The sequence below is a fragment of the Chitinophaga rupis genome (assembly GCF_900109685.1).
Classification (GTDB): Bacteria; Bacteroidota; Bacteroidia; order Chitinophagales; family Chitinophagaceae; genus Chitinophaga; species Chitinophaga rupis.
The window spans coordinates 95,143-115,205 of sequence record NZ_FOBB01000012.1; the positions used below are offsets into that span (position 1 = coordinate 95,143).

20 protein-coding genes and 2 pseudogenes are annotated in these 20,063 nt (G+C 42.3%); 14 read left to right on the forward strand and 8 right to left on the reverse strand.

What is annotated here, in order from left to right:
• Positions 1–40: 40 nt before the first annotated feature.
• On the reverse strand, positions 41–628 hold the full coding sequence (locus tag BMZ54_RS30255) for a Crp/Fnr family transcriptional regulator (protein WP_089920637.1): 588 nt from the start codon (positions 626–628) through the stop codon (positions 41–43).
• A gap of 127 nt (positions 629–755) precedes the next feature.
• Here BMZ54_RS30255 and BMZ54_RS30260 point away from each other — a divergent pair, with 127 nt between their 5' ends.
• The 4 genes from BMZ54_RS30260 to BMZ54_RS30270 all read left to right on the forward strand — a co-directional run bounded on the left by BMZ54_RS30260 (position 756) and on the right by BMZ54_RS30270 (position 2,737).
• Positions 756–1,571, forward strand: coding sequence for an alpha/beta hydrolase (locus tag BMZ54_RS30260; RefSeq protein WP_089920639.1), 816 nt, complete (start codon positions 756–758; stop codon positions 1,569–1,571).
• A 2-nt stretch (positions 1,572–1,573) separates the two neighbouring features.
• A complete protein-coding gene (locus BMZ54_RS33260) occupies positions 1,574–1,666 on the forward strand; it encodes a GMC family oxidoreductase N-terminal domain-containing protein (protein WP_202909397.1) in 93 nt (30 codons plus the stop codon).
• Positions 1,667–1,750: 84 nt separating this feature from the next.
• On the forward strand, positions 1,751–2,242 hold the full coding sequence (locus BMZ54_RS30265; RefSeq protein WP_089920641.1) for a GNAT family N-acetyltransferase: 492 nt from the start codon (positions 1,751–1,753) through the stop codon (positions 2,240–2,242).
• Positions 2,243–2,245: 3 nt separating this feature from the next.
• Positions 2,246–2,737, forward strand: coding sequence for a MarR family winged helix-turn-helix transcriptional regulator (locus tag BMZ54_RS30270; protein ID WP_089920643.1), 492 nt, complete (start codon positions 2,246–2,248; stop codon positions 2,735–2,737).
• 48 nt (positions 2,738–2,785) lie between these two features.
• Here BMZ54_RS30270 and BMZ54_RS30275 read toward each other — a convergent pair whose 3' ends face one another.
• Positions 2,786–3,682, reverse strand: coding sequence for a helix-turn-helix domain-containing protein (locus BMZ54_RS30275; RefSeq protein WP_089920654.1), 897 nt, complete (start codon positions 3,680–3,682; stop codon positions 2,786–2,788).
• 160 nt (positions 3,683–3,842) lie between these two features.
• Between BMZ54_RS30275 and BMZ54_RS30280 the strand changes: the two genes are divergently transcribed.
• Positions 3,843–4,634 carry an aldo/keto reductase gene (locus BMZ54_RS30280; RefSeq protein WP_238386732.1) on the forward strand — a complete coding sequence of 264 codons (792 nt, stop codon included), beginning with the start codon at positions 3,843–3,845 and terminating at the stop codon, positions 4,632–4,634.
• Positions 4,635–4,843: 209 nt separating this feature from the next.
• On the opposite strand, the gene BMZ54_RS30285 is transcribed toward BMZ54_RS30280, so the two are convergent.
• Together BMZ54_RS30285 and BMZ54_RS33615 are read right to left on the reverse strand one after the other, a co-directional pair.
• Positions 4,844–5,737 (reverse strand): helix-turn-helix domain-containing protein, encoded by an 894-nt coding sequence (locus BMZ54_RS30285; protein ID WP_089920897.1) that lies wholly within the window; start codon positions 5,735–5,737, stop codon positions 4,844–4,846.
• An 8-nt stretch (positions 5,738–5,745) separates the two neighbouring features.
• Positions 5,746–6,749, reverse strand: a pseudogene (locus tag BMZ54_RS33615) (aldo/keto reductase).
• Between the two features lie 127 nt (positions 6,750–6,876).
• On the opposite strand from BMZ54_RS33615, the pseudogene BMZ54_RS30295 reads away from it, so the two are divergent.
• Positions 6,877–6,996: pseudogene (locus tag BMZ54_RS30295) on the forward strand (ATP-binding protein); the annotation flags it as partial.
• 67 nt (positions 6,997–7,063) lie between these two features.
• Here BMZ54_RS30295 and BMZ54_RS30300 read toward each other — a convergent pair.
• The 3 genes from BMZ54_RS30300 to BMZ54_RS30310 all read right to left on the reverse strand — a co-directional run bounded on the left by BMZ54_RS30300 (position 7,064) and on the right by BMZ54_RS30310 (position 10,070).
• Entirely contained in the window at positions 7,064–8,044 is a 981-nt protein-coding gene (locus BMZ54_RS30300; protein WP_089920656.1) for a terpene synthase family protein, read from the reverse strand.
• Between the two features lie 92 nt (positions 8,045–8,136).
• A complete protein-coding gene (locus BMZ54_RS30305) occupies positions 8,137–9,138 on the reverse strand; it encodes a terpene synthase family protein (RefSeq protein ID WP_089920658.1) in 1,002 nt (333 codons plus the stop codon).
• Between the two features lie 608 nt (positions 9,139–9,746).
• Positions 9,747–10,070, reverse strand: coding sequence for a hypothetical protein (locus tag BMZ54_RS30310; protein ID WP_202909398.1), 324 nt, complete (start codon positions 10,068–10,070; stop codon positions 9,747–9,749).
• A 1,161-nt stretch (positions 10,071–11,231) separates the two neighbouring features.
• Here BMZ54_RS30310 and BMZ54_RS30320 point away from each other — a divergent pair.
• From BMZ54_RS30320 to BMZ54_RS32845, 8 genes are all read left to right on the forward strand, one after another.
• A complete protein-coding gene (locus BMZ54_RS30320; RefSeq protein ID WP_089920665.1) occupies positions 11,232–11,786 on the forward strand; it encodes a hypothetical protein in 555 nt (184 codons plus the stop codon).
• 10 nt (positions 11,787–11,796) lie between these two features.
• Positions 11,797–12,009 (forward strand): hypothetical protein, encoded by a 213-nt coding sequence (locus tag BMZ54_RS30325; protein ID WP_089920667.1) that lies wholly within the window; start codon positions 11,797–11,799, stop codon positions 12,007–12,009.
• A 53-nt stretch (positions 12,010–12,062) separates the two neighbouring features.
• Complete coding sequence (locus tag BMZ54_RS30330; RefSeq protein ID WP_162277713.1) at positions 12,063–13,004, forward strand: helix-turn-helix domain-containing protein; 942 nt, start codon at positions 12,063–12,065, stop codon at positions 13,002–13,004.
• Positions 13,005–13,250: 246 nt separating this feature from the next.
• Complete coding sequence (locus tag BMZ54_RS30335; RefSeq protein WP_089920671.1) at positions 13,251–13,469, forward strand: hypothetical protein; 219 nt, start codon at positions 13,251–13,253, stop codon at positions 13,467–13,469.
• A gap of 319 nt (positions 13,470–13,788) precedes the next feature.
• Entirely contained in the window at positions 13,789–16,881 is a 3,093-nt protein-coding gene (locus BMZ54_RS30340; protein ID WP_089920901.1) for an NAD(P)/FAD-dependent oxidoreductase, read from the forward strand.
• 113 nt (positions 16,882–16,994) lie between these two features.
• Positions 16,995–17,360 (forward strand): TlpA family protein disulfide reductase, encoded by a 366-nt coding sequence (locus BMZ54_RS30345; RefSeq protein WP_162277714.1) that lies wholly within the window; start codon positions 16,995–16,997, stop codon positions 17,358–17,360.
• A 7-nt stretch (positions 17,361–17,367) separates the two neighbouring features.
• Positions 17,368–17,838 carry a MauE/DoxX family redox-associated membrane protein gene (locus BMZ54_RS30350; protein ID WP_089920675.1) on the forward strand — a complete coding sequence of 157 codons (471 nt, stop codon included), beginning with the start codon at positions 17,368–17,370 and terminating at the stop codon, positions 17,836–17,838.
• A 527-nt stretch (positions 17,839–18,365) separates the two neighbouring features.
• A complete protein-coding gene (locus BMZ54_RS32845) occupies positions 18,366–18,641 on the forward strand; it encodes a hypothetical protein (protein ID WP_143081191.1) in 276 nt (91 codons plus the stop codon).
• Positions 18,642–18,689: 48 nt separating this feature from the next.
• Here the strand turns inward: BMZ54_RS32845 and BMZ54_RS30355 are convergent, their stop codons facing one another.
• On the reverse strand, positions 18,690–20,039 hold the full coding sequence (locus tag BMZ54_RS30355; protein WP_089920677.1) for a TlpA family protein disulfide reductase: 1,350 nt from the start codon (positions 20,037–20,039) through the stop codon (positions 18,690–18,692).
• Positions 20,040–20,063: the final 24 nt, after the last annotated feature.

Genomic DNA, 20,063 nt, shown 5'->3' on the forward strand with positions numbered 1-20,063 from the left:
TTATGAGACGGTTTAAAGGCCCTGAAAAAATTAAGAAATCTTATTTTCTTGCGCGCGTCACTTTCGCATGTACCGTATTGAAAAATTCAGGTGTTAAACCCAAATAAGTAGCAATATGTTTTTGTGGGATACGGCCTGCCAGCCCGGGATATTTTTCTATAAAATTGACGTATCGCTCTTCAGCGCTCAAGTGCAGCATATCGAGATTTTTCAGATGCTGATTCACAAGCGATAATTGATAAGAGAGGCGGAAGAATCTTTCCAGCGCAGGTACTTTTACCATAAACTCCTCCAGTGCCTGGTGTTTAATCTCTACCAGCTCCGAATCCTCCAAAGCCACAATGTTACTGTACGTTGGCGCCATTTGTGTGCGGCTGTACAGATCGGATATCCACCAGTCTTCTATGGCGAAATAAAGATTATGCTCAAATCCTTTTTTATCTACAAAATAAGTCCGCAGGCATCCTTTGTTCACAAAATATTCAGCAGTACATATATCCCCTTCACGTAAAATAAATTCTTTCCGCTTTACTTTTTTGATGGCAAGCAATGCACAAAACGCTTCTTCTTCCTGCAGTGTAAGTGAAGCAAAGCGGCTTATGTTCTTTAAAATACTTTCGAATGCCATGATCAGATAATTAATAATAAATAATGTATAAGGCGAAAAGTTACCATCTCAATTTCCGTAAAAAACTAAGAAATATTAAGTTTTTTAACCGGCGCAACATAGAGTTTTGTGTACAAGTTTTAAAACCATGATAAATTTTAATGAAGGACGAATTGGCTTCGAAGCCATAGGCAACACATACCCGCCTGCTGAAAATGTTACCCGTGAGAACGTAACGATTGCAGGTATTCCATGCGCCTGGTTCACACCAACAGATATGAATACAGCAGATATCGTGGTCTATATTCATGGCGGCGCTTTCATCTTCGGCTCTATCAATTCTCATGCACCGATGGTAAGCTACATCGCGCAGGCACTGAACAGGAAAGTGCTGATAATAGATTACCGCCTTGCTCCTGAGCATCCATTTCCGGCGGGTATCGACGATTGCGTAGCCGTTATTCAACAACTGGACCTGCCCTTCGGTATCATTGGCGATAGCGCCGGTGGCAATCTCACCATGGCCACACAGCTCAAATTAAAAGCGGTCAATGGACCTGCCCCACTTTACAGCATCGTGATCTCCCCATGGGTAGATCTTACATGCAGGAATGAAAGCTACATCCGTAATAAAATAGCAGACACTGTCCTATCCGGGGAATACCTGCTGGAAGCCGCAAAGATCTACGCTGCCGGCCGGGAACTGTCTGCCTCCTTATTATCACCGGTAAATGCGGTATTCTATGATCTCGCCCCAGTGCTCATCATGTGTGGTACAAACGAGATCCTGGAAGACGATTCCATCCACTTACACAAGCAATTGATCCAATCCGGTGTGGACGCAACGCTTGAGCTGTTCGAAGACGAGCTGCATGTATGGCCTTTCATGAATATCCATACCGAAGCGTCCCGCAAAGCCCTCAGCAACATGGCGCATTTTGTAATAAAACAAACCAATAAATAATTATGACATACGATGCAATTATCGTTGGCGGCGGCTCTGCCGGCGCTGTTATGGCCAACCGTTTATCCCAGGATACCGGGCGCAGCGTATCCTAATGTTACCACCATTATGACGGCCGAACAAATCAATTTTAATTTATGTAGGAAACTACGTAGTTTTGTACGTAAATAATCCTCCAATTGGAAAACATAGTATACAAAACAATAGGTGATCAGTACTCAAATGATGTAATACAGCTGATACTTCCCATTCAACAGATTGAATTCGGTGTTCGTGTAACCCTGGAAGATCAGCCGGATCTAAAAGCCATAAATGCATTTTATCGCGAAACAGGCGGAAATTTCTGGGGCGCCTTCGATGGTAATACCTTAGTGGGTACGATTGCCCTGATCAACATAGGACACCAGGCAGGTGCGATCAGGAAGATGTTTGTAAAAAAAGAATATAGAGGAAAAGAATTTGGAATTGCCCAGCAGCTGCTGGCAAAATTATTGGCTTATAGCCGGGAACAGGGAATCAAGGATATTTACCTTGGTACAGTAGAGCAGCTGAAAGCAGCACAGCGATTTTATGAGAAAAACCAATTCACCCTGATCCAAAAAACAGATCTTCCGGATTACTTTCCGGTAATGAGCAGCGATAGCATGTTCTTTCATCTGCAATTAAAGTAACTTATGGATAACGTAATAGACCAATCAGGTATACTGGCCATTTCTACCAGGCTGCAACGGCTGGCCGATGCCTTAAGAAAGGAGGGGCAGCTTATCTATCAGTCATTTGGGATAGAATTTGAGCCAAAATGGTTTCCGGTTGTTTATACCCTGCATTTAAAAACTTCAATGAGTGTGGTGGAAATTGCCAACGAAATCGGCTATGCTCATCCTTCTACGATCAGTTTACTTAAAGAGCTGGAAAAGCAGCAGATCATTAAATCAAAGAAAGATAAAACGGACGAAAGAAAACGATTAATAGTTCTTACGCCCAAAGGGAAAGCACTGGTTAGCGCTATGCAACCGGTATGGAACAATATGCAAAAGGCGTTATCACAGATTGCAGACAACAAAAACAACCTGATGGATGCGATTATAGAAGCAGAAGAGAAGCTGAAGGTATCCGGCTTCCTGGAACGATCGCAAAAGATCCGGTTATCAGGCGATGTCCGGTAGTTGAAAAGCTCCTATTTCAGGGATCATCGCCCTGGATGATGGGTTCATTTAATTCATCATCCGGTAATCATTCGGCGTAACGCCTGCTTTTTGTTTGAATAAACGGTTGAAATGCTGCGGGTATTTAAAGCCCAGCTCATAGGCAATTTCACTCACAGATTTATTCATGTCGAACAGTCTCTCTTTCGCCACATCTATAACTTTTGACTGAATGTATTCCTGAGCAGATCTGCCGGTCTCTTTCTTCACCAGGTCACCAAAATAGTTGGATGATAAATGCAGGGTTCTGGCGCAATAAGCTACGGAAGGCAAGCCTTCGTTCTGCGGTTTATCGGATGAAAAATAGCTTTTCAATAAATATTCAAACCGTTCCAGGATCCCCTTGTTTGCATTGTCGCGCGTAATGAACTGGCGGTCGTAAAAACGGGTGCAGTAATTGAGCAGCAACTCGATGTTGGATGCAATCAGCCTTTTGCTGTGCTTGTCTATATTCTGATCAAGTTCATACCCGATCTTTGAGAAGCAATCAATCACAATATTCCTTTCTTTATCCGACAAGTGAAGCGCTTCATTTACATCGTATGAAAAGAAAGAATAATCCTGAATATGTTTGCCCAACGGGGTGCCATTTATCAGGTCGGGATGAAAGAGTAATACCCAGCCTTTCGGGGCAAAGAGCTCAATGCCAGGTTCCACACCTATCACCTGTCCGGGCGCTACAAATATCAGACTTCCTTCCTGGTAGTCATAGTGACTTCTTCCATAGCGTAACTGGCCATAGTTTAGTTCTTTCAGACCTACCGCATACAAACCAAAGTTGAATGTTCTGGCGGGCATCGGTAACGCTTTCGACAGGTCAATCACCGAAACCAGCGGATGTTTGGTAGTTAGGCCCCGTATGGAATTGTATTGTGCGATGCTGCCAATTTTTATAATCTCTTCCATACCTTATTCTTTTATCGCTACAAAATTACAGGTTTCGGCAAGCTCTTTTGAGACCAGCCTTCCCAATCAGTAAAATTGGTAGTAAAACCCGTAATCTGTATAAAAAACGGCTCGCCCTTTTCTACAATTTTGCAGCAATAAACATACAAAAACACACGAAATGAAAACACGGCAATTAGGAACATCAGGATTAGCAGTGTCCGAACTTGGTTTCGGCTGCATGGGATTAAGCCATGGTTATGGTCCGGCAACAAATGAAAACGATGCCATTGCACTCATTCAAAAAGCCTATGAATCGGGCATTACTTTCTTTGATACCGCAGAAGTGTATGGACAAGGCGCCAATGAACAGCTGGTGGGAAAAGCATTGCACGATGTACGTGATAAAGTGATCATCGCTACCAAGTTTGGCTTTACAAACGGCAGGAATACAGATGGTTTGGATAGTCGCCCGGAACGCATCAGGCTAGTGGCGGAAAACTCGCTCCGGTATCTGCAAACCGATTATATTGATTTATTTTATCAACATCGCGTGGACCTGAATGTGCCTATAGAAGACGTTGCGGGAACCGTAAAAGATCTGATTGCTGAAGGTAAAGTAAAATACTTCGGTATGAGTGAAGCCGGCGTGCAGAGTATACGCAGAGCGCATGCCGTACAACCCGTGGCCGCCCTGCAAAGCGAGTACTCCATGTTCTGGCGCGAACCTGAAAAAGAGATCATTCCATTGCTTGAAGAATTGGGCATTGGCTTCGTTCCGTTTAGCCCGTTGGGCAAAGGATTTTTAACGGGTAAGATGAATGCGGACACTGAATTTGACAAGACCGATTGGAGAAATGTCATTCCCCGTTTTAGCAAAGAAAACCGCGAAGCGAATCAAGCCATTGTTGATCTTGTAACAAAGATTGCGGGAGAACATAACGCAACACCGGCGCAGATTGCATTGGCATGACTACTGGCGCAAAAATCATGGATTGTACCGATTCCGGGAACCACAAAAATGACTCGCTTAGAAGAAAATATAGGTGGTGCAAACATCACCTTAAGCGATGATGATTTAGGCAATATCAAAAAGTCTTTGGACAGTATCAGGCTCCAGGGAGAACGCTATCCCGCAATCCTGGCAGACCTGCAAGGCAGGTAAGCACGTCATACTCCCATTCATGCATTGTTAAAACCCGCCCGGAATTCCAGCGGCGACAGATTGGTTTTCTTTTTGAACAGTGTGCTAAACGATTGCGCGTGTTCAAATCCTAAAGCATAAGCGATCTCGCTGACTGAAAGGCTGGTTGTGGAAAGCCTTTCTTTGGCTTTCGAGATCAGCTTTTCGTGAATATGCTGCTGGGTATTCCGCCCGGTATGCACACGCAGCAAGTCACTCAAATAATTTGGTGACAGGTTCATTTGTTCAGCAACATATTGTACGGTCAGTAAACCTTTCACCTCACCATAAAAATATTCATCGAGCAGCTTTTCAAATCTGACAAGCAACTCAGAATTATTATTCCTTCGCGTAATGAATTGCCGCTCGTAAAAACGATTGGAATAATTCAGCAGCAATTCGATCTGCGTTAAAATAATCTCCTGCGTATGCTTGTCGATATGCCCGCACTCCTTATCAATTTTATTCAAAATGGTGATCAGGTCATCTTCTTCTTCAGCCGACAGGTGCAAGGCTTCGTTAACCGCATAATCGAAAAAACCATAGTTATGTATGCTATTTGCTAAAGTATGCTGCAATAAAAAATCCGGGTGGAAAATCAGCAGGTAACCCGAGGCACATTCCATATTTTGCAGGTCGAGATACTGCACCTGGTTAGGCGCCGTAAAACTCAAAACTCCCTTATCGTAATCGTAATGCTGCTGCCCGTACCTTATCTTACCCTTCGCTTCCCGTTTCAAAGCCACGCAATAAAAGCGGTTGACAAAACCCTTCCAGACCTCATCTTCCAAAAAAGTGCTCGCGGCCAGATTGATCACGCTCACTAAGGGGTGCCGCGGTTCCGGCAAACTGAGCAAGCGGTGAAATTCGGATATGGAGTTAATGGAGTTCATAAACAAAATTAATCAATTAAGCTCATACTGAATTCATCATACGGCGCCCCCGTATCTGTACCCAACGGCACGATACTTTCCAGCTGCGCCATCTCTGCGTCACTTAAATTAATCGCTGTTGCTGCTATATTTTGCTCCAGGTATTTCCGGCGTTTCGTTCCCGGGATCGGCAAGATACCTTTACTCATAATCCAGGCCAAAGCCAATTGTGAAGAGGTTACGTTCTTTTCTTGCGCCATGGCTTCAATCGCTTTTACCAATTCGATGTTCTTATTAAATTGATCGCCCTGAAAACGCGGGATCGCCCTGCGAAAATCGTTCTCCGGCAGATCATCCAGGCTTTTGATCTGTCCCGATAAAAAACCGCGGCCCAACGGCGAATATGCTACAAAACCAATACCCAGCTCTTTTAACGTTGTCAATACGCCACGTTCTTCTACTGTACGTTCGAACAAAGAGTATTCGCTCTGTACTGCCGTGACCGGGTGTACCGCATGCGCACGCTTTACCGTTTCCGACGATACTTCCGACAAACCGATATAACCTACTTTACCTTCTTTGACTAACTCACCCATGGCTTCCACTGTTTCCTCAACCGGCGTGTTTTTATCCAGGCGATGCAAATAATACAGATCATATAATCTGTCTTCAGGTTCTTCAGCGAACGCTCCAGGGCTTTCTTAACATAATCTTTTTTACCGTTGATCGCCCAGGTCACTTTATCATCTTCATTGATCTCCCAGCCAAACTTGGTTGCCAAAATATATTGGGCACGGTTACCACTAATCGCTTTCGCGATCAATTGCTCATTCTTCAGCGGCCCATACAGGTCGGCTGTATCTAAGAAGTTGCCGCCCAGTTCCAGCGAACGATGGATCGTAGCAATTGCTTCCTGCTCATCCGCCGGGCCATACATATGCCCCTCTTCAAAACCGGTCATACCCATACAACCCAACCCGATCATCGGGACAACCAAACCCTGGCTACCCAATGCAATTTTTTTTATTTCCATAACTCAAAGGTCATTCAATCAAACTTGGCAGCTGTATGCAAATCCCTGAAACTTGTACGCAAATCAAGGAGTTTAGCATACCGGACGTGAAATTTTTCGCTGGTGAGCAGCAGGAGAACAGTCTTTCGGTCTTGGATTATCTATTTCCCGGCAGATCGTAAAAGCGCATGGCGGCACCATCTGGTGCGAAAGTTCTCCGGGTAATGGCAGTACCTTTTATATTGAGTTGCCGAGAGCTACGACCTGAATACCTTACAAACAAGTCATAGAAATCCAGCTCCCCATACTTTTCCGGACTTTTACAATCCCGGTAGCTATACCCTGTGACCATATTCGGGTTTGGGAAACTCACCTGGTGCTTTGTAACGCGTAGAGCGGCCCTTATGATACCATGCTCCCAACCCGGAAATCATCAAAGTCATATAGTGAACAAACCGTTCAATGTCTTTTTGGTATGAGCCGAAGTTGGGAAGATTGTTTTGTATTTCTACAAATTCTGCTACATAATCGTCGTGTATACGCATTGCCTCTGTAATGGCCTCTTCTATTGAGATCTTATATTGATGTTTGATCACAAGAATTATGTTGAGTACCTCAGTAGCGACCGCCAGTTCTTTTTCTATTGAGGCAAAGTCATTCTGGATCGCCATAATACGACACATAAGCATTTTCAATCGCCTAATAACCGGATGCTTTGAAATATGGTCAGGTACAATAAAATTAATGGAAGGCTCGACCGGGTCTCCATATGGATACATGGAAATTGAATATTCACGGATCAGCAACAGATTATTTAAAGTGGGGAATTGCGTGGATAATTTGTAAGGTGTTTCTTCCATGATTCCGTAAGTAGTATAATCATAGAAAGATTGCGCCCAGCGTTGAAACCAGTCATTGTTAACATAGGGACGGAATTCCTCCCTGCTCAAAGCGACCTGTCTTAATAGCCCAATATCATCCGGCCCCGGATTCCCGCCAAGCATTATCTCTATAATATGATCCCGGATATCCGCCAATTCATTAACCGGGCAAACTTCATAGTAATCATCGTATAACGTTAACCATACCATAAACCTGGCAATAGGCCGTATGTGCTCAATGCTGGTTGCACCCGGGAACATGTATGATGTGGCCTGTGCCAAGCCATGCCCTTTGTATTTACGCCTTGTTGCTTCAGACATGAATGTATAATCAGTGTCGATCCAGTTAATTTCCTCTTCGTTGAATGATTCTGAAAAAGGGCCAATTTCATATGGCCAGGGGTATTGTAAAACGGGGACATCTTTTTGTTTCATACTAAAAATTTATGATTATTGGATAATGTGGAGATACAATTAGCTTTCATTGATTAATATCGTATTGCAGATGATCTTGCAGGCGCATGGCTTCAGGTGCCGACCTTACTGTTTTTTTGCCTGATGGTTTCGATAGACGGGAATCCCTCAGTGCTATTGTAGCGTGGTAAATTAAAGGAAACGGCCTTCCAGCCACTAAGCGTCATACTGATATAGTGTATGCGATTTACCACCAGGTCATGCCAGCGGCCAAAATCAGGCAGAAATGACTGAAGGTGTATGAACTCTCTCAGGTATTCGTTATGAATACGTAAGTCCTCTAAACAAGCCTCTTCAAGCGAAAGATTCCGATTATGCTGAATTGCCTTCACCACGTTATAATATATGCCGTCTGTAGCTTCATCTTTTCTCACCGACTGTACCTCATTAAAGCATACCATCATCCGTATAGCAAGTGAAATAATGCGTTGTATTACGGGATGATCGTGTATCTCATCCGGCAATGGCTGTTCAGTTTCTATGTCCGCCAGCTCCAGAAAGGGCCGGAGGCATAGTGAGTTTTCCCGGATGGCCAGGCATTCCTCAATACCCGGGAAAGTTCTCCTGGTTTTATAGGCCATTTCTTGTTCAAGCCCATTGAAATACCTGCTGAGGGCGGCAATAAAACGCTGCAACGACGCTGGCGTGAGGTATTTTAATAGTTCTTCCCTTAAAGAAGATAATAGCTGGCCAAGTGGCAGGCCGGATTTCTCCGCGGTTACCTTTCCTTTCAATATTGCAATGGTATGTTTGTGAACCAACTGTATCTCTTCAGGTGTGACTTCTTCGTACATGTCGTCATTATAGAGCGTCCAGAGCATGAAGCGGCACACAGGTTGTAGTCGTTCGTAGCTCGCCGTAGGAAACCATTGAGAGGCAATGTGGGCTGTTTTTGTTTTCTTGTACTTTAACCTCGTAGATTCATCATTATAATATAGCCAGCGGTATTCTTTGTCTATCCACTCATTGTTTGTTACTTCCTGAAGTGTCTCTGCAAAAGGGTTTTTAAGTGTTGGAAACGGATAGCGAAATTTGGAAAGCATTTCTGAATTCATGGTTACCTGGGATGTTTAACAGTTAATGATAGAAATCAATGCTTCTGGCAGTGATGTCTGAAATGAGGATAGGTAGATGTTGAATTTGGAAATGGACGATCTATTTGAGACTATTTTCTACATGGCAAGCTTATTTTAACGGTTAACATTGAGGATTATGAAAAGCTCCGGAATGGAAATTAACTCCCGTTCCATGAAATTCTACCGCAGTAGTGCATAAACGGGTTGGTTGTTATTCTTAAAATGATGGTCTGGTGATTTCGTATCGTAGATATATCCTGCCTTTATTATGAGGACATTACAACCGCTGTGAAATATTCCTCCAGGGAAAGTGTTCCTACAGTGCATCAATTTCAAACTTGAATCGTTTTTAGTCACCTCAAGGCTTGGAGGAATAAAAAAAGCCGGAACCTTCATGAGAAAAATTCCGGCTTTGTTGCCCGACCTGGATTCGAACCAAGACAAACAGCGTCAGAATCTGTCTTTCTGATACATTTGCCCATAGCTCATCCTCTCCTTGAGGGTAATATATATCTTAACAAGGTTTTAAATTAATTGGCCAATTTTCGCAAAGCTACAGCTTTGAATTAAGCAATTTTTGTGGATTCTTATGCCGATTTCCTTTCTTCCAGCACCTTTTGAATAGCCTGGCAAATTTCATAATCCTCATCAGTTTTAAACTGTGGAACAGCGCTAGTGTCTCTGAGCAGGGTTTCAAATAGCATTGGCTTTTTTATTGAAACTTCGTCAGAAGCCAGAAATACTGTGGAGATTGTAATCTCATCTATACTATCATACCACAGTGATTTTCTTTTCATACTTTTCATATCTTCTACTCCAAGCTCGCCTTTTTCCATCATTTCCATCAGTTCTTCTGTCGTTCCAACCGGAATAGGGTTATTGTTTTCATCGAGCTTATAGAACATCAGCATAACAAAGGCTTTGATGGATTTCAACAATGGATTTACGAAACAAAAAAGCAGATACCTGGACAGGTACCTGCGGATATTGACATTTCTGATAGGCATCACCTACAGATTCCTTAGTTTGAATGGTAAGGAAATCCGTTCTCACCATTCCGCAGCTCACTGTGTTATTACCAATTTATCAACCAGAAAACGTTGATTCAACTTATTTGGGGAACGAGAATTATTTTAAAGCAAGATTGAACGATTCATTATCTACCGGGAGGCATTCCTCATCCTTACAGGCCATAAACTTTACCTCTCCTACTATATTGGTAAACTCCCATTGAACTGGCCTTTCGAGTTGAGCCGATACTGTATTGATGCTAAAAGCGCTGCACTGAGCACAACAAGCTTCCTTATTATATTTTTCATTACAATCTACTGATTTAGAATACAAACGGTATATAAAGTATGTGTACATTTTAAAGCAACAGCTGGTATTTACACCAGGCTGTTGCCGAGATCAAAGTGAACATGCTTATGACTAAAATGTGTTGGTAAGTCTATCCGGTTATTTAATGTTATTGTCACAATGCAATTACAGGCCCGCCCTATTTTTAAGAAGGATCTCCCATATAAGTAAACCGGTAATAAGTGGATTTGTACTGTTCGAGGATAAATTTTTTCTTTACCTTTTACCTTCCTGAGCCCCCGATGCTATTTATTAGTCGTTTCTTTGCTTGACGTTGATTCTACCGCCGCCAGCGCGCCCTCCTCACGGAGAATCCTAAGCGCATGGCACATTTTGTCCGCTTTAGCTTTTTGATGAGTTGCAAAGATTTATTTACATTGCATCATATAGTGATTTATGTGACATGAGCAATTGTGCTAAAGACAAGACAACACCAGGACAATCCCCAAAATGCGGGCGCAAGAAGCCAAAATAGCCAGTAAAATTTTGAGGATTTATTTTATTTCTGTTATCCGGGAAACAACCAATAGCCGTATTGTATAGTAGCGGAGAAAAAATTTGACCAGCGGGAAGATAGCAGCCTGCTTTATATGGTCAGGTTTACGTTCCATCTTTTATTGTAACCGTTCAGCCAGCGCCTTATCGCCAAGGCTACAGGAATTCCACGCACTGCTATTGTGCATTATGACAAGCTTATGAAACTCTCAAAGCATATGAACGATCTATCCAACTTAGCAACCGAGGAGACACAAGAGATATCTATGCAATTGGTAATAGACAATTCAGAAGGCACGGTGTTAAATACCACAAAGATTCCAGCGCTATATAAATGGACTACCCTGCCCATGCATGAAGCCGTTGTCCAGCAAGGGCTCCACGGTATACTCATCAAACAGGGGCTGGAAAAAGAACAATTTGCCATCTACGTCCACCACACCGATTTCAGACACCCAACTGCGCTCGTGCTAAATATCATAGAGCCCTGCACCTGCTATTTCTTCTCTGTGATGGGCAGCCCGGTGTTTATGGGAATGGACCCCGGGAACTTGTCTGAAATAGTGCTGGAAGCCCGTTCCATCACGGAGCTGAAATTCAATCTGGTGACCAACATTCACCGGATGATCTTTGGAGCGGGCACCTATATTTCCATTTGTGTGGTCGTAGCTGACAACTTTAAATACCTGCTGGAGGATGAACAATGGATATACAACCTGTTGATGGAATATGACAAAATGATCTATAAGCCCCCGACCCCGGGGCAGCAATAAAATACCCGGCATGAAAAATCCTCAAAATGCCCCACATTACATTTTGCCCTTCTCCCATCAGGTCATGGTTCAATGGGCTCCGTTACTGGAAGATCTACGCAGGGAATATCCCGCTGATGACTACCAGGCCGATGTACCCTACAACCAGATGCGGGAGGATATTTCCCAGGTGTTACATGATATCTATGATCAGCTAAAGCCTAAAGACTTTTTGATTCGTTAACCATATCCCTCAATAAAATGACCATGGTAATAAAACCTGTTCCAGCCAGGAGGATGAAGGTATCCTCCACGATAGAGCCTGCACTGCAATCTTATGAGATCACGAACACGTTACCCGCTGCGATGGTAACAGATACTGCGACCGTCCTTGTGCAGCAACTTCCCCTTGATATCCTGGTAGTGCATTATATTCTCATCCAGGTAGAACGCACAACAGAGATTGACTGCTTTCTGGACGATGACACCTACCTGCTGAATTTCGTGCTGGGAAACCCCTTACTTTCCAGCGAGGCGGCCGGCGTAACAGATGATTACCGTGAGGGGCAATACCAGCTGCTGCATATGCAACCGGGTAACTACCAGGTGTTTTACCCTCCTGGCCTGTATCGTTTCCTGCAGCTGGAGATCAGACGGGAATATGTCAATGACCTGATCACCGACAAACGCTTCTTTTATGACGAATACGGAGAAATGGCAGGTGTTGCGGTGCGCCGGTACAATAATCTTTCACTCAACATTCCGGTGGACCTGTGGATGCTGGCAGAGAAGATCATCACCAATAAAGTACCAGGCATTAAAGGATCCGTGAAAATGGAAGCTGCAGCAAAGGAACTGCTGGTGAACGGGATCACACTGCTACTTGAACACCGGGAAGCAACGATCCCCATTCGTAAAACAGAAATGCAAAAGCTGGAGCAGATCAAAACGTACATACTAAAAAATCTGGACCGCAAACTTACTGTAAATGACCTTTGCAAAGAGTTCAACATCGGCCGAACATGGCTCTATCACGGCTTTACGCAACTGTATGGCGACAATGTACAGGAATATATCCACAAGCAAAAGATGGATCATGCGATGGACCTGTTAAAAAAAGGTTTGACAGTAAATGAAGTAGCATTCATGATAGGATTTGCTGATCCGGACAACTTTTCACGTGCATTCAGGCAACGAGTAGGAATGACACCTACTGCGTTTAAAAAGCAGCATTCGTGAACAAACAGCCGGAATTTTATTAGTCAAAAAGAAAGAAATCTTAAAAATTATCCTTCGATATTTGTAATGAACACGCAGCAAGGAAGTAGTGATCGATAGCGAAGAGAAACCCTGTAATCCCGTTCCAATCCACTTTAGATTTATACTCAAAATATCCAATTAGCCCGGCTAAGTATTGCATCACGTTACACGAAACCATTTGAGCTGTCGGAGCTAATTATTACCGGTCCTGTAATTTGACAAACCATGACTCAAAGTAAAAGACACAAGTCTGAATCCTCAGAAATACCGACTGCCGCCGTATTGATGGACGCTGGCCATATAACTCCCGAAATGCATACTGCCATTGATGATATGAAAAGCTTTCAGGGTACACCTGAACAGGCGGAAATATATCTCAAACAAAAGGTATCATCTCTCTTCACCATGGCTATCCGCCAGATGTATGAAGAAAACGCACCATAATCCGTAAATCTTTCATTAGACGTTGACTTCCCTCACCTTACCGTCGGTATCGCCCGTGTCACGATCGGTTATAACCGCGATATTTGACAGTTATTTTGAGGAAAATTATGTTCTGCCTTTCAAGGCAGAACTACCCTGATACTTTGCCAATTTTTAAAGTAAGTGATCCTGTATGAAAAACGATAGCGCTACTCTTTAAGCTTTTAGTATTTTAATATACAACGGCGCTACAGCGCAGTCAACTATTTTTTTGCCTACCACCAAGGCTACCTCTCTCGTAATCCTCGAGGGAGGTGCCGGGTGGTTTATTGGAAAAACTATGGAAAAAAGAGCCATCATTATAGGCGCCGGCCCTGCCGGCCTTACCGCCGCATATGAATTACTCAAGCGCACAGACATCAAGCCGGTGATCCTGGAGAAGTCCGGTGACATAGGAGGTATATCAAAGACCGTCAATTATAAAGGGAACCGCATAGATATTGGTGGGCACCGGTTCTTTTCAAAGTCAGATCGTGTAATGAACTGGTGGATGAACATCATGCCGGTGGAGGAAAACCAGAAAGAAGCATTTAACATCACCTATCAAAATAAAAGCCGAAAAGTTGATCTCAGTAATGAGACCAACAATGGTGCACCTATCTCAGATCCTGATAAAGTTATGCTGGTACGACCACGACTTTCCCGGATTTATTTCCTGCGTAAATTTTTCACTTATCCAATACAGTTATCTATAGATACCCTGCGTAAGCTGGGCCTATCCACTACCATAGCAATCATGTTCTCCTACCTGAAGGCACAGCTCTCACCGCGCCGGCCGGAAAAGAACCTGGAAGATTTTATGATCAACCGCTTTGGACAAGTTCTTTATAAGCTCTTTTTTAAGGATTATACGCAAAAGGTCTGGGGAGTGCCCTGTCAAGATATTCCGGCTGAATGGGGGGCACAACGGATCAAAGGCGTATCAATCGCCAAAGCCATCCAACATGCTATTCAATCTGCCACAAAGCGCAACGCAAAGGGAGACATCTTGCAGAAAGCTACAGAGACCAGCTTGATCGAGCAATTCCTTTACCCAAAGTATGGCCCTGGTCAGTTATGGGAAGAAGTCGCAAGGCAGGTTGAAAGCATGGGTGGTACGATCCTGATGCACCATGATGTGGAACATGTCTATACCAATACAGAACAATCCCGCATAACCGCCATCGCAGCGGCAGACAATACCTCTGGCAAGACTGTATACTTAGAAGGAGATTATTTCTTTTCCACTATGCCGGTAAAGGAACTGATTGCTGCAGTAGATACCGGCGTGCCGGAAAATGTGAAGGAAATAGCTGCTGGTCTGCAGTATCGGGATTTTATTACCGTTGGGATACTGTTAAGGCAACTCTCATCACAAGATAAGGCTACTGGTGAGTGGCATCCACTGGAGCTGAAGGACACCTGGATCTATATCCAGGAAAAAGAAGTAACCGTGGGCCGGCTGCAGATCTTCAATAACTGGAGTCCTTATATGGTAAATATTCCAGGTACTGTATGGGTGGGAATGGAATTCTTCTGTAATTCCACAGATGCGTTCTGGAACAAGCATGACCAGGATATAAAAGCTCTGGCGATCCGCGAACTTGAAAAGATCGGGCTGGCCAGCCCAGCCAATGTGATGGATGCAACCGTCATAAGGATGGAAAAGACCTATCCAGCATATTTCGGAGCATATAAAAACTTTGACCAGGTACGCAACTATACAGACCAGCTGAAAAACCTCTTCCTCATAGGTAGGAATGGTATGCATAAGTACAATAATTCCGATCACTCAATGTTGACAGCAATGGTGGCGGTAGATAATATCGCAGCTGGTGTTACTGATAAAGATAATATCTGGTCGATTAATACGGAGCAGGATTATCATGAAGTTGCCAGAGCGGATGGTAGTGACAAAAAAGGGAAGGAAGATGTAAAGCTCCCACAATCAGAGTCGGCCGGAATTCAATGGTTCTTTGGCAATAAGGGATTGATGATAGGTACAGCTTCGTTAATTATACTACAATTCTTATTATTCAAATTGCTCTATCCGTTTGCCAATTATATGCCTGATTCCTATTACTACCTGGAGGCAGCGTGGAATAATAGTAATATCAATATATGGCCAATCGGGTATTCAAAATTCCTCCGTATAGTAAATACGTTCTTCCGTTCAGATACCGCACTGGTGTTCACACAGTTCCTGTTCTTTGAATTGACGATTGTTTTTTATGTGGTCTCCATGGGGTATTTCCTGAAGATGTCACGCAAACTTGTGCTCATATTGATAGCGGCGCTCATGCTGAACCCAATGATAATATTTATCAGTAATTATGTATCCGCTGATGCGCTCTTTACAAGTCTTAGTCTACTTTGGTTCACCCAGCTGTTGTGGCTAATATACAGGCCGTCAGCAAGCTTCATTGTATTACACGGCATTCTGCTACTGGCACTGCTGAGCGTGCGTTATAATGCCTTGTATTATCCGATCATTTCAGTTCTGGTGCTACTGGCTGCCCGGGTTTCCTGGTCGTATAGGCTGGCCTGTTTCTGTTGGATAGCGGTACTGCTCGGAATGTTCATCAAGGAAAATAAAAGTGAATACAGATCCTTTGCCGGTTCTGCACAATTTGCGCCCTTCAGCGGATGGCAGCTTGCCAGCAATGCTCTTTTCATGTATCGGCGCCTGGATGAAACTGTTCGAGTACCAGTGACCGATCGGTTTAAAGGGATAGATGATGAGGTGCGTCATCATATGGATTCATTGAGGGCGCTACGCCATAGGCCCGATTCGGTACTGGGTACTTATTATCTATGGAGCGGACCATTGAAAAGTCATTTAATGCGTGATCCGGTTGCATCTCAGGATTTCTTTAAGGCATGGTCATCTGTGGCGCCTATGTATGCTGCATATGGTCGTTATTTGATTGCAAAATACCCTTTACAATACGTTAAGTATTTCCTGGGAGCGAATTTCCTGAACTACTTCTATCCTTCGCCAGAGTTTATGAGTGTATATAATTTGAAGAGGGATAGCGTAGGCACATTAGCGCAGACATGGTTTGGGTATAATAACTCAAAGGTTAAGGCTTACTCCATGGAGCCCAAGCTGTTGAAATACTCATCTGCTTTGAAGATGGTAGTTGAATTCTTATTCATATTGAGCTGCATCGGCTTCACATACTATGGTTTTATGAAGCAGCTGAGTAAAAACCAGAAGGTAGTCATCGCCATTGTAGGTATTGTGTGGGGTCTTAACCTTCTGTTTAGCGTGATGGCATCACCGATAGTACTCAGGTACCAATTGTTCCTTATGATTATTCAAGTACCTATTGCTGTCTTTTTTGTAAAGCGCATTACGGATGAAGATCAAACAGAAAAAACATCAATATGAGACTTATAATTATTCTCTTTTGCAGCATTTGGATCACAGCATGCGGTGCCAGTCATAAAGGATACCCCCCCCTACCGGAATTCAGTTTTATGTTACTGGACAGCTCTACAATTATGAGCACAACACAAATACCGAAGGGAACACCTTTTGTCCTGGTGTACTACGATCCCGATTGCAGGGAATGCCAGGACGAAACACGAGAGATCATAAAGCACAAGGATGAGCTTTCTGATACCAGGCTGTATTTTATAACTGATCTGCAGTTCAGTAGAATGAAACTCTTCAATCAGGTATTCAAAATCGATCAACATAAAAATATTGTCTTAGGAAGAGACTATAGCCAGTCATTCTATAAGCTATTCAAGCCAAGCGGTACTCCCTATACGATCGTCTATGACGGTGAGAAGAAAATGAGAGCTGCATTTAGTGGACAGGCAAAGATCGATGATTTACTAGCAGTATTAAATAAAGCAAAATAAAAGTACCATGAAAAAGGAACACAATATTCTACAGATCATTTGTGGATTGCTAATCATACTATTTTTCTATACAGGTGTGATGAAGATAATAGATCACGACACTTTTCAATTCGATCTGATTAATGCACCGATCATTAGCAAACTATCAACATTGGTATATGCGGTCATCCCATCCGTTGAGGTACTTACTGCAATACTGCTATTATTTAATAAAACCCAGAAAATTGGGCTTTGGAGCTCATTTGTACTAATGACGGTATTCACAATATATGTAGGAGGGATCTTATTAAAAGGTGGGCATAGGCCCTGCACTTGCGGCGGTGTTATAAGGGCAATGAGTTGGGAAACGCATTTGGTCTTCAATATTCTTTTTACAACAATCGCGCTGCTTGGTATCGTACTGAATAAAAAACTAGGGAGGATAGATTATAAAAAAAATAACCTACATGATGTACAAAGTCATTTAATAAAATCCTAAACAAATTCACATGAAAAATAAACCTTTTATTATTCCATTTACTTGTATAGTTATATCTGCCTTATTGCTTTTTGTGGTTAAAGGTATGTCATTAGATCAAGCTCCCCCCGACTATTACGTTAATACCGCAGGTTTATGTGTTATAGGGCCGACTACAAACTGCCCACCAGGTAAATGTACATGTGTTAGGATGATACCAGGTCAAGGTTGGGTACAAATGTATGACGATAGGATCTCAGCAACTCAATGTATAACATGTCTGGAAGAAAACTAATAAAAAGCAATCATGCTTAAGCAACGTGTATTGATAACCTTCCCTTTTTGTTTGCTGGATCTGTTGCGATTATTGTTACCAAAGCCGCAGCCACTTGAGGAGCTTACAATCAGATAGGATATCCATTCATCCCTATTGCAACCTATAAGAGTCATTTTCGCTGCGAAATACAGGGAAAGCCGAAAACCTGTAAAATAGAGTAGGCATATTTTTTCATTTTAAGTTTATTGCTTTACATAAAGCAAATATAATTATGAAAAAGGTTAGATTCTTCATCGGTTTTTCTTCTCTGCTTTTAGCGGTAGCAGCCATTGGAGCGACAAAAATTGCATCTGCAAATGTGGCTCCAGAATACTACATTAACACCGCTGGGAATTGTGTTGTATCTCCTCTACCAGTTTGCTCTGGAGGTGCATTCCCATGCCAAAAGGTTATTCCTGGTCAAGGGACAACTAAAAGGCAGATTTTTGACACATTTGTTAATACAACCACTTGTGCCGATCCGCTGACTCAGAACACTCAACCCTGAGAATTCTAAAAGAATGGCTGATGGGAAAACCCATCAGCCATTTAACTATTAATTCATATCTCTTATAACAATGTAATCTATGATTTTTTTGCAGGGGATTAGTTCAAATCCAAACTTTTTAAGCTCTGATATCCATTCATCATAGTATATTCCATGAATAGTGATATCAATTCTTTTAAATATCCCTGTTTCATCTTCGAATATTACTCCATTCAAAGAAGACGGTCTCCCTGGCTGCGTTATAAGCAAACCTAGCAATTCAGAAGGAGATATTGCAGTTGCTTTAATACCTTGATTTGGTCCAAATGGCTCCTGTAAGCTTGGAATGGAACTATTGGAATATGATTTACTATTGAAATTGCCATTCTTCACAAGCTTAACGCAACGGCATTCTCTCCTCTCAATTCTCACATCATAACCAAAAACTGTTTTTAAATCCTTTTGAACAGCTTCCATAATCTCCGGTGAAAGAGAATAATGTCCATCATTATTCTGTCTCGCTATACCTTTAGGATATACTAAACTATAATTAAATAAATTATCATCGGTAATCTCGCTGGTGAGAAATTTTGAAGAGTCCCTAACTAACAATATAGGATCCAAATTGATTTTACCGTATAAAGAATCTCCGAAATACCAATCCGTATGCCCAGTATAAGCTATTCTGTAAAGGCTCTTCAAATCCTTCTTAAATGCGATTACTCGGTCCTCTGTAATGAGGTATGCATTACTTTTAAATTTTGGATTATATGTTGAAAGCACAGAACTAAATAAGCAGCTTCCATTCTTAATAGATTCAGAAATTAATTCTGAATGTCCAAGTCGTTTATCACTCAAGCTATCATATGCCAAGTAACTACGCGCAAGTTGAGGCGACTGTCCCGCTATAAATGCAGATAGTTGTTCTTCATTTAAGCTGTATGTTATTCCTACTACTATACCACTTGGATTAATAATTACTAGTATTGGTGCCGCCGATATTCCCAGTTTTTTATGAACGATAGAATCGTATGCAATTGGAATACTAAGGTTATTTTTTTCTCTTATCTTTTCATAAAGGGTTTGTATAGTTGCCTTTTTTTTAATTATCATTCCCACTAGCAAAAATTGTACAGAACCAGAAAACTTATCCTGTAAGAACTGATTGTGTGGCATACTTGATATACAACTTGAGCAGTATTCATGCCAAAAGTCAAGTATTAACCATTTCCCTTTGTAATCACTTGGCTTGACAGTTTTAGTATTATTATATTCAACATCATTAAACTGAACCACGGGCATTTTATATCCAATTTTTAAAATGCTCTGAATATCATCATAACTCTCCTTTGAGTATCCATTAGTAACAGTAGTGACTATAAACAACATAGAAATTAGTACCCTAAATAAGAAATTCATAACTTTTAATTTTATTTCAGAAAT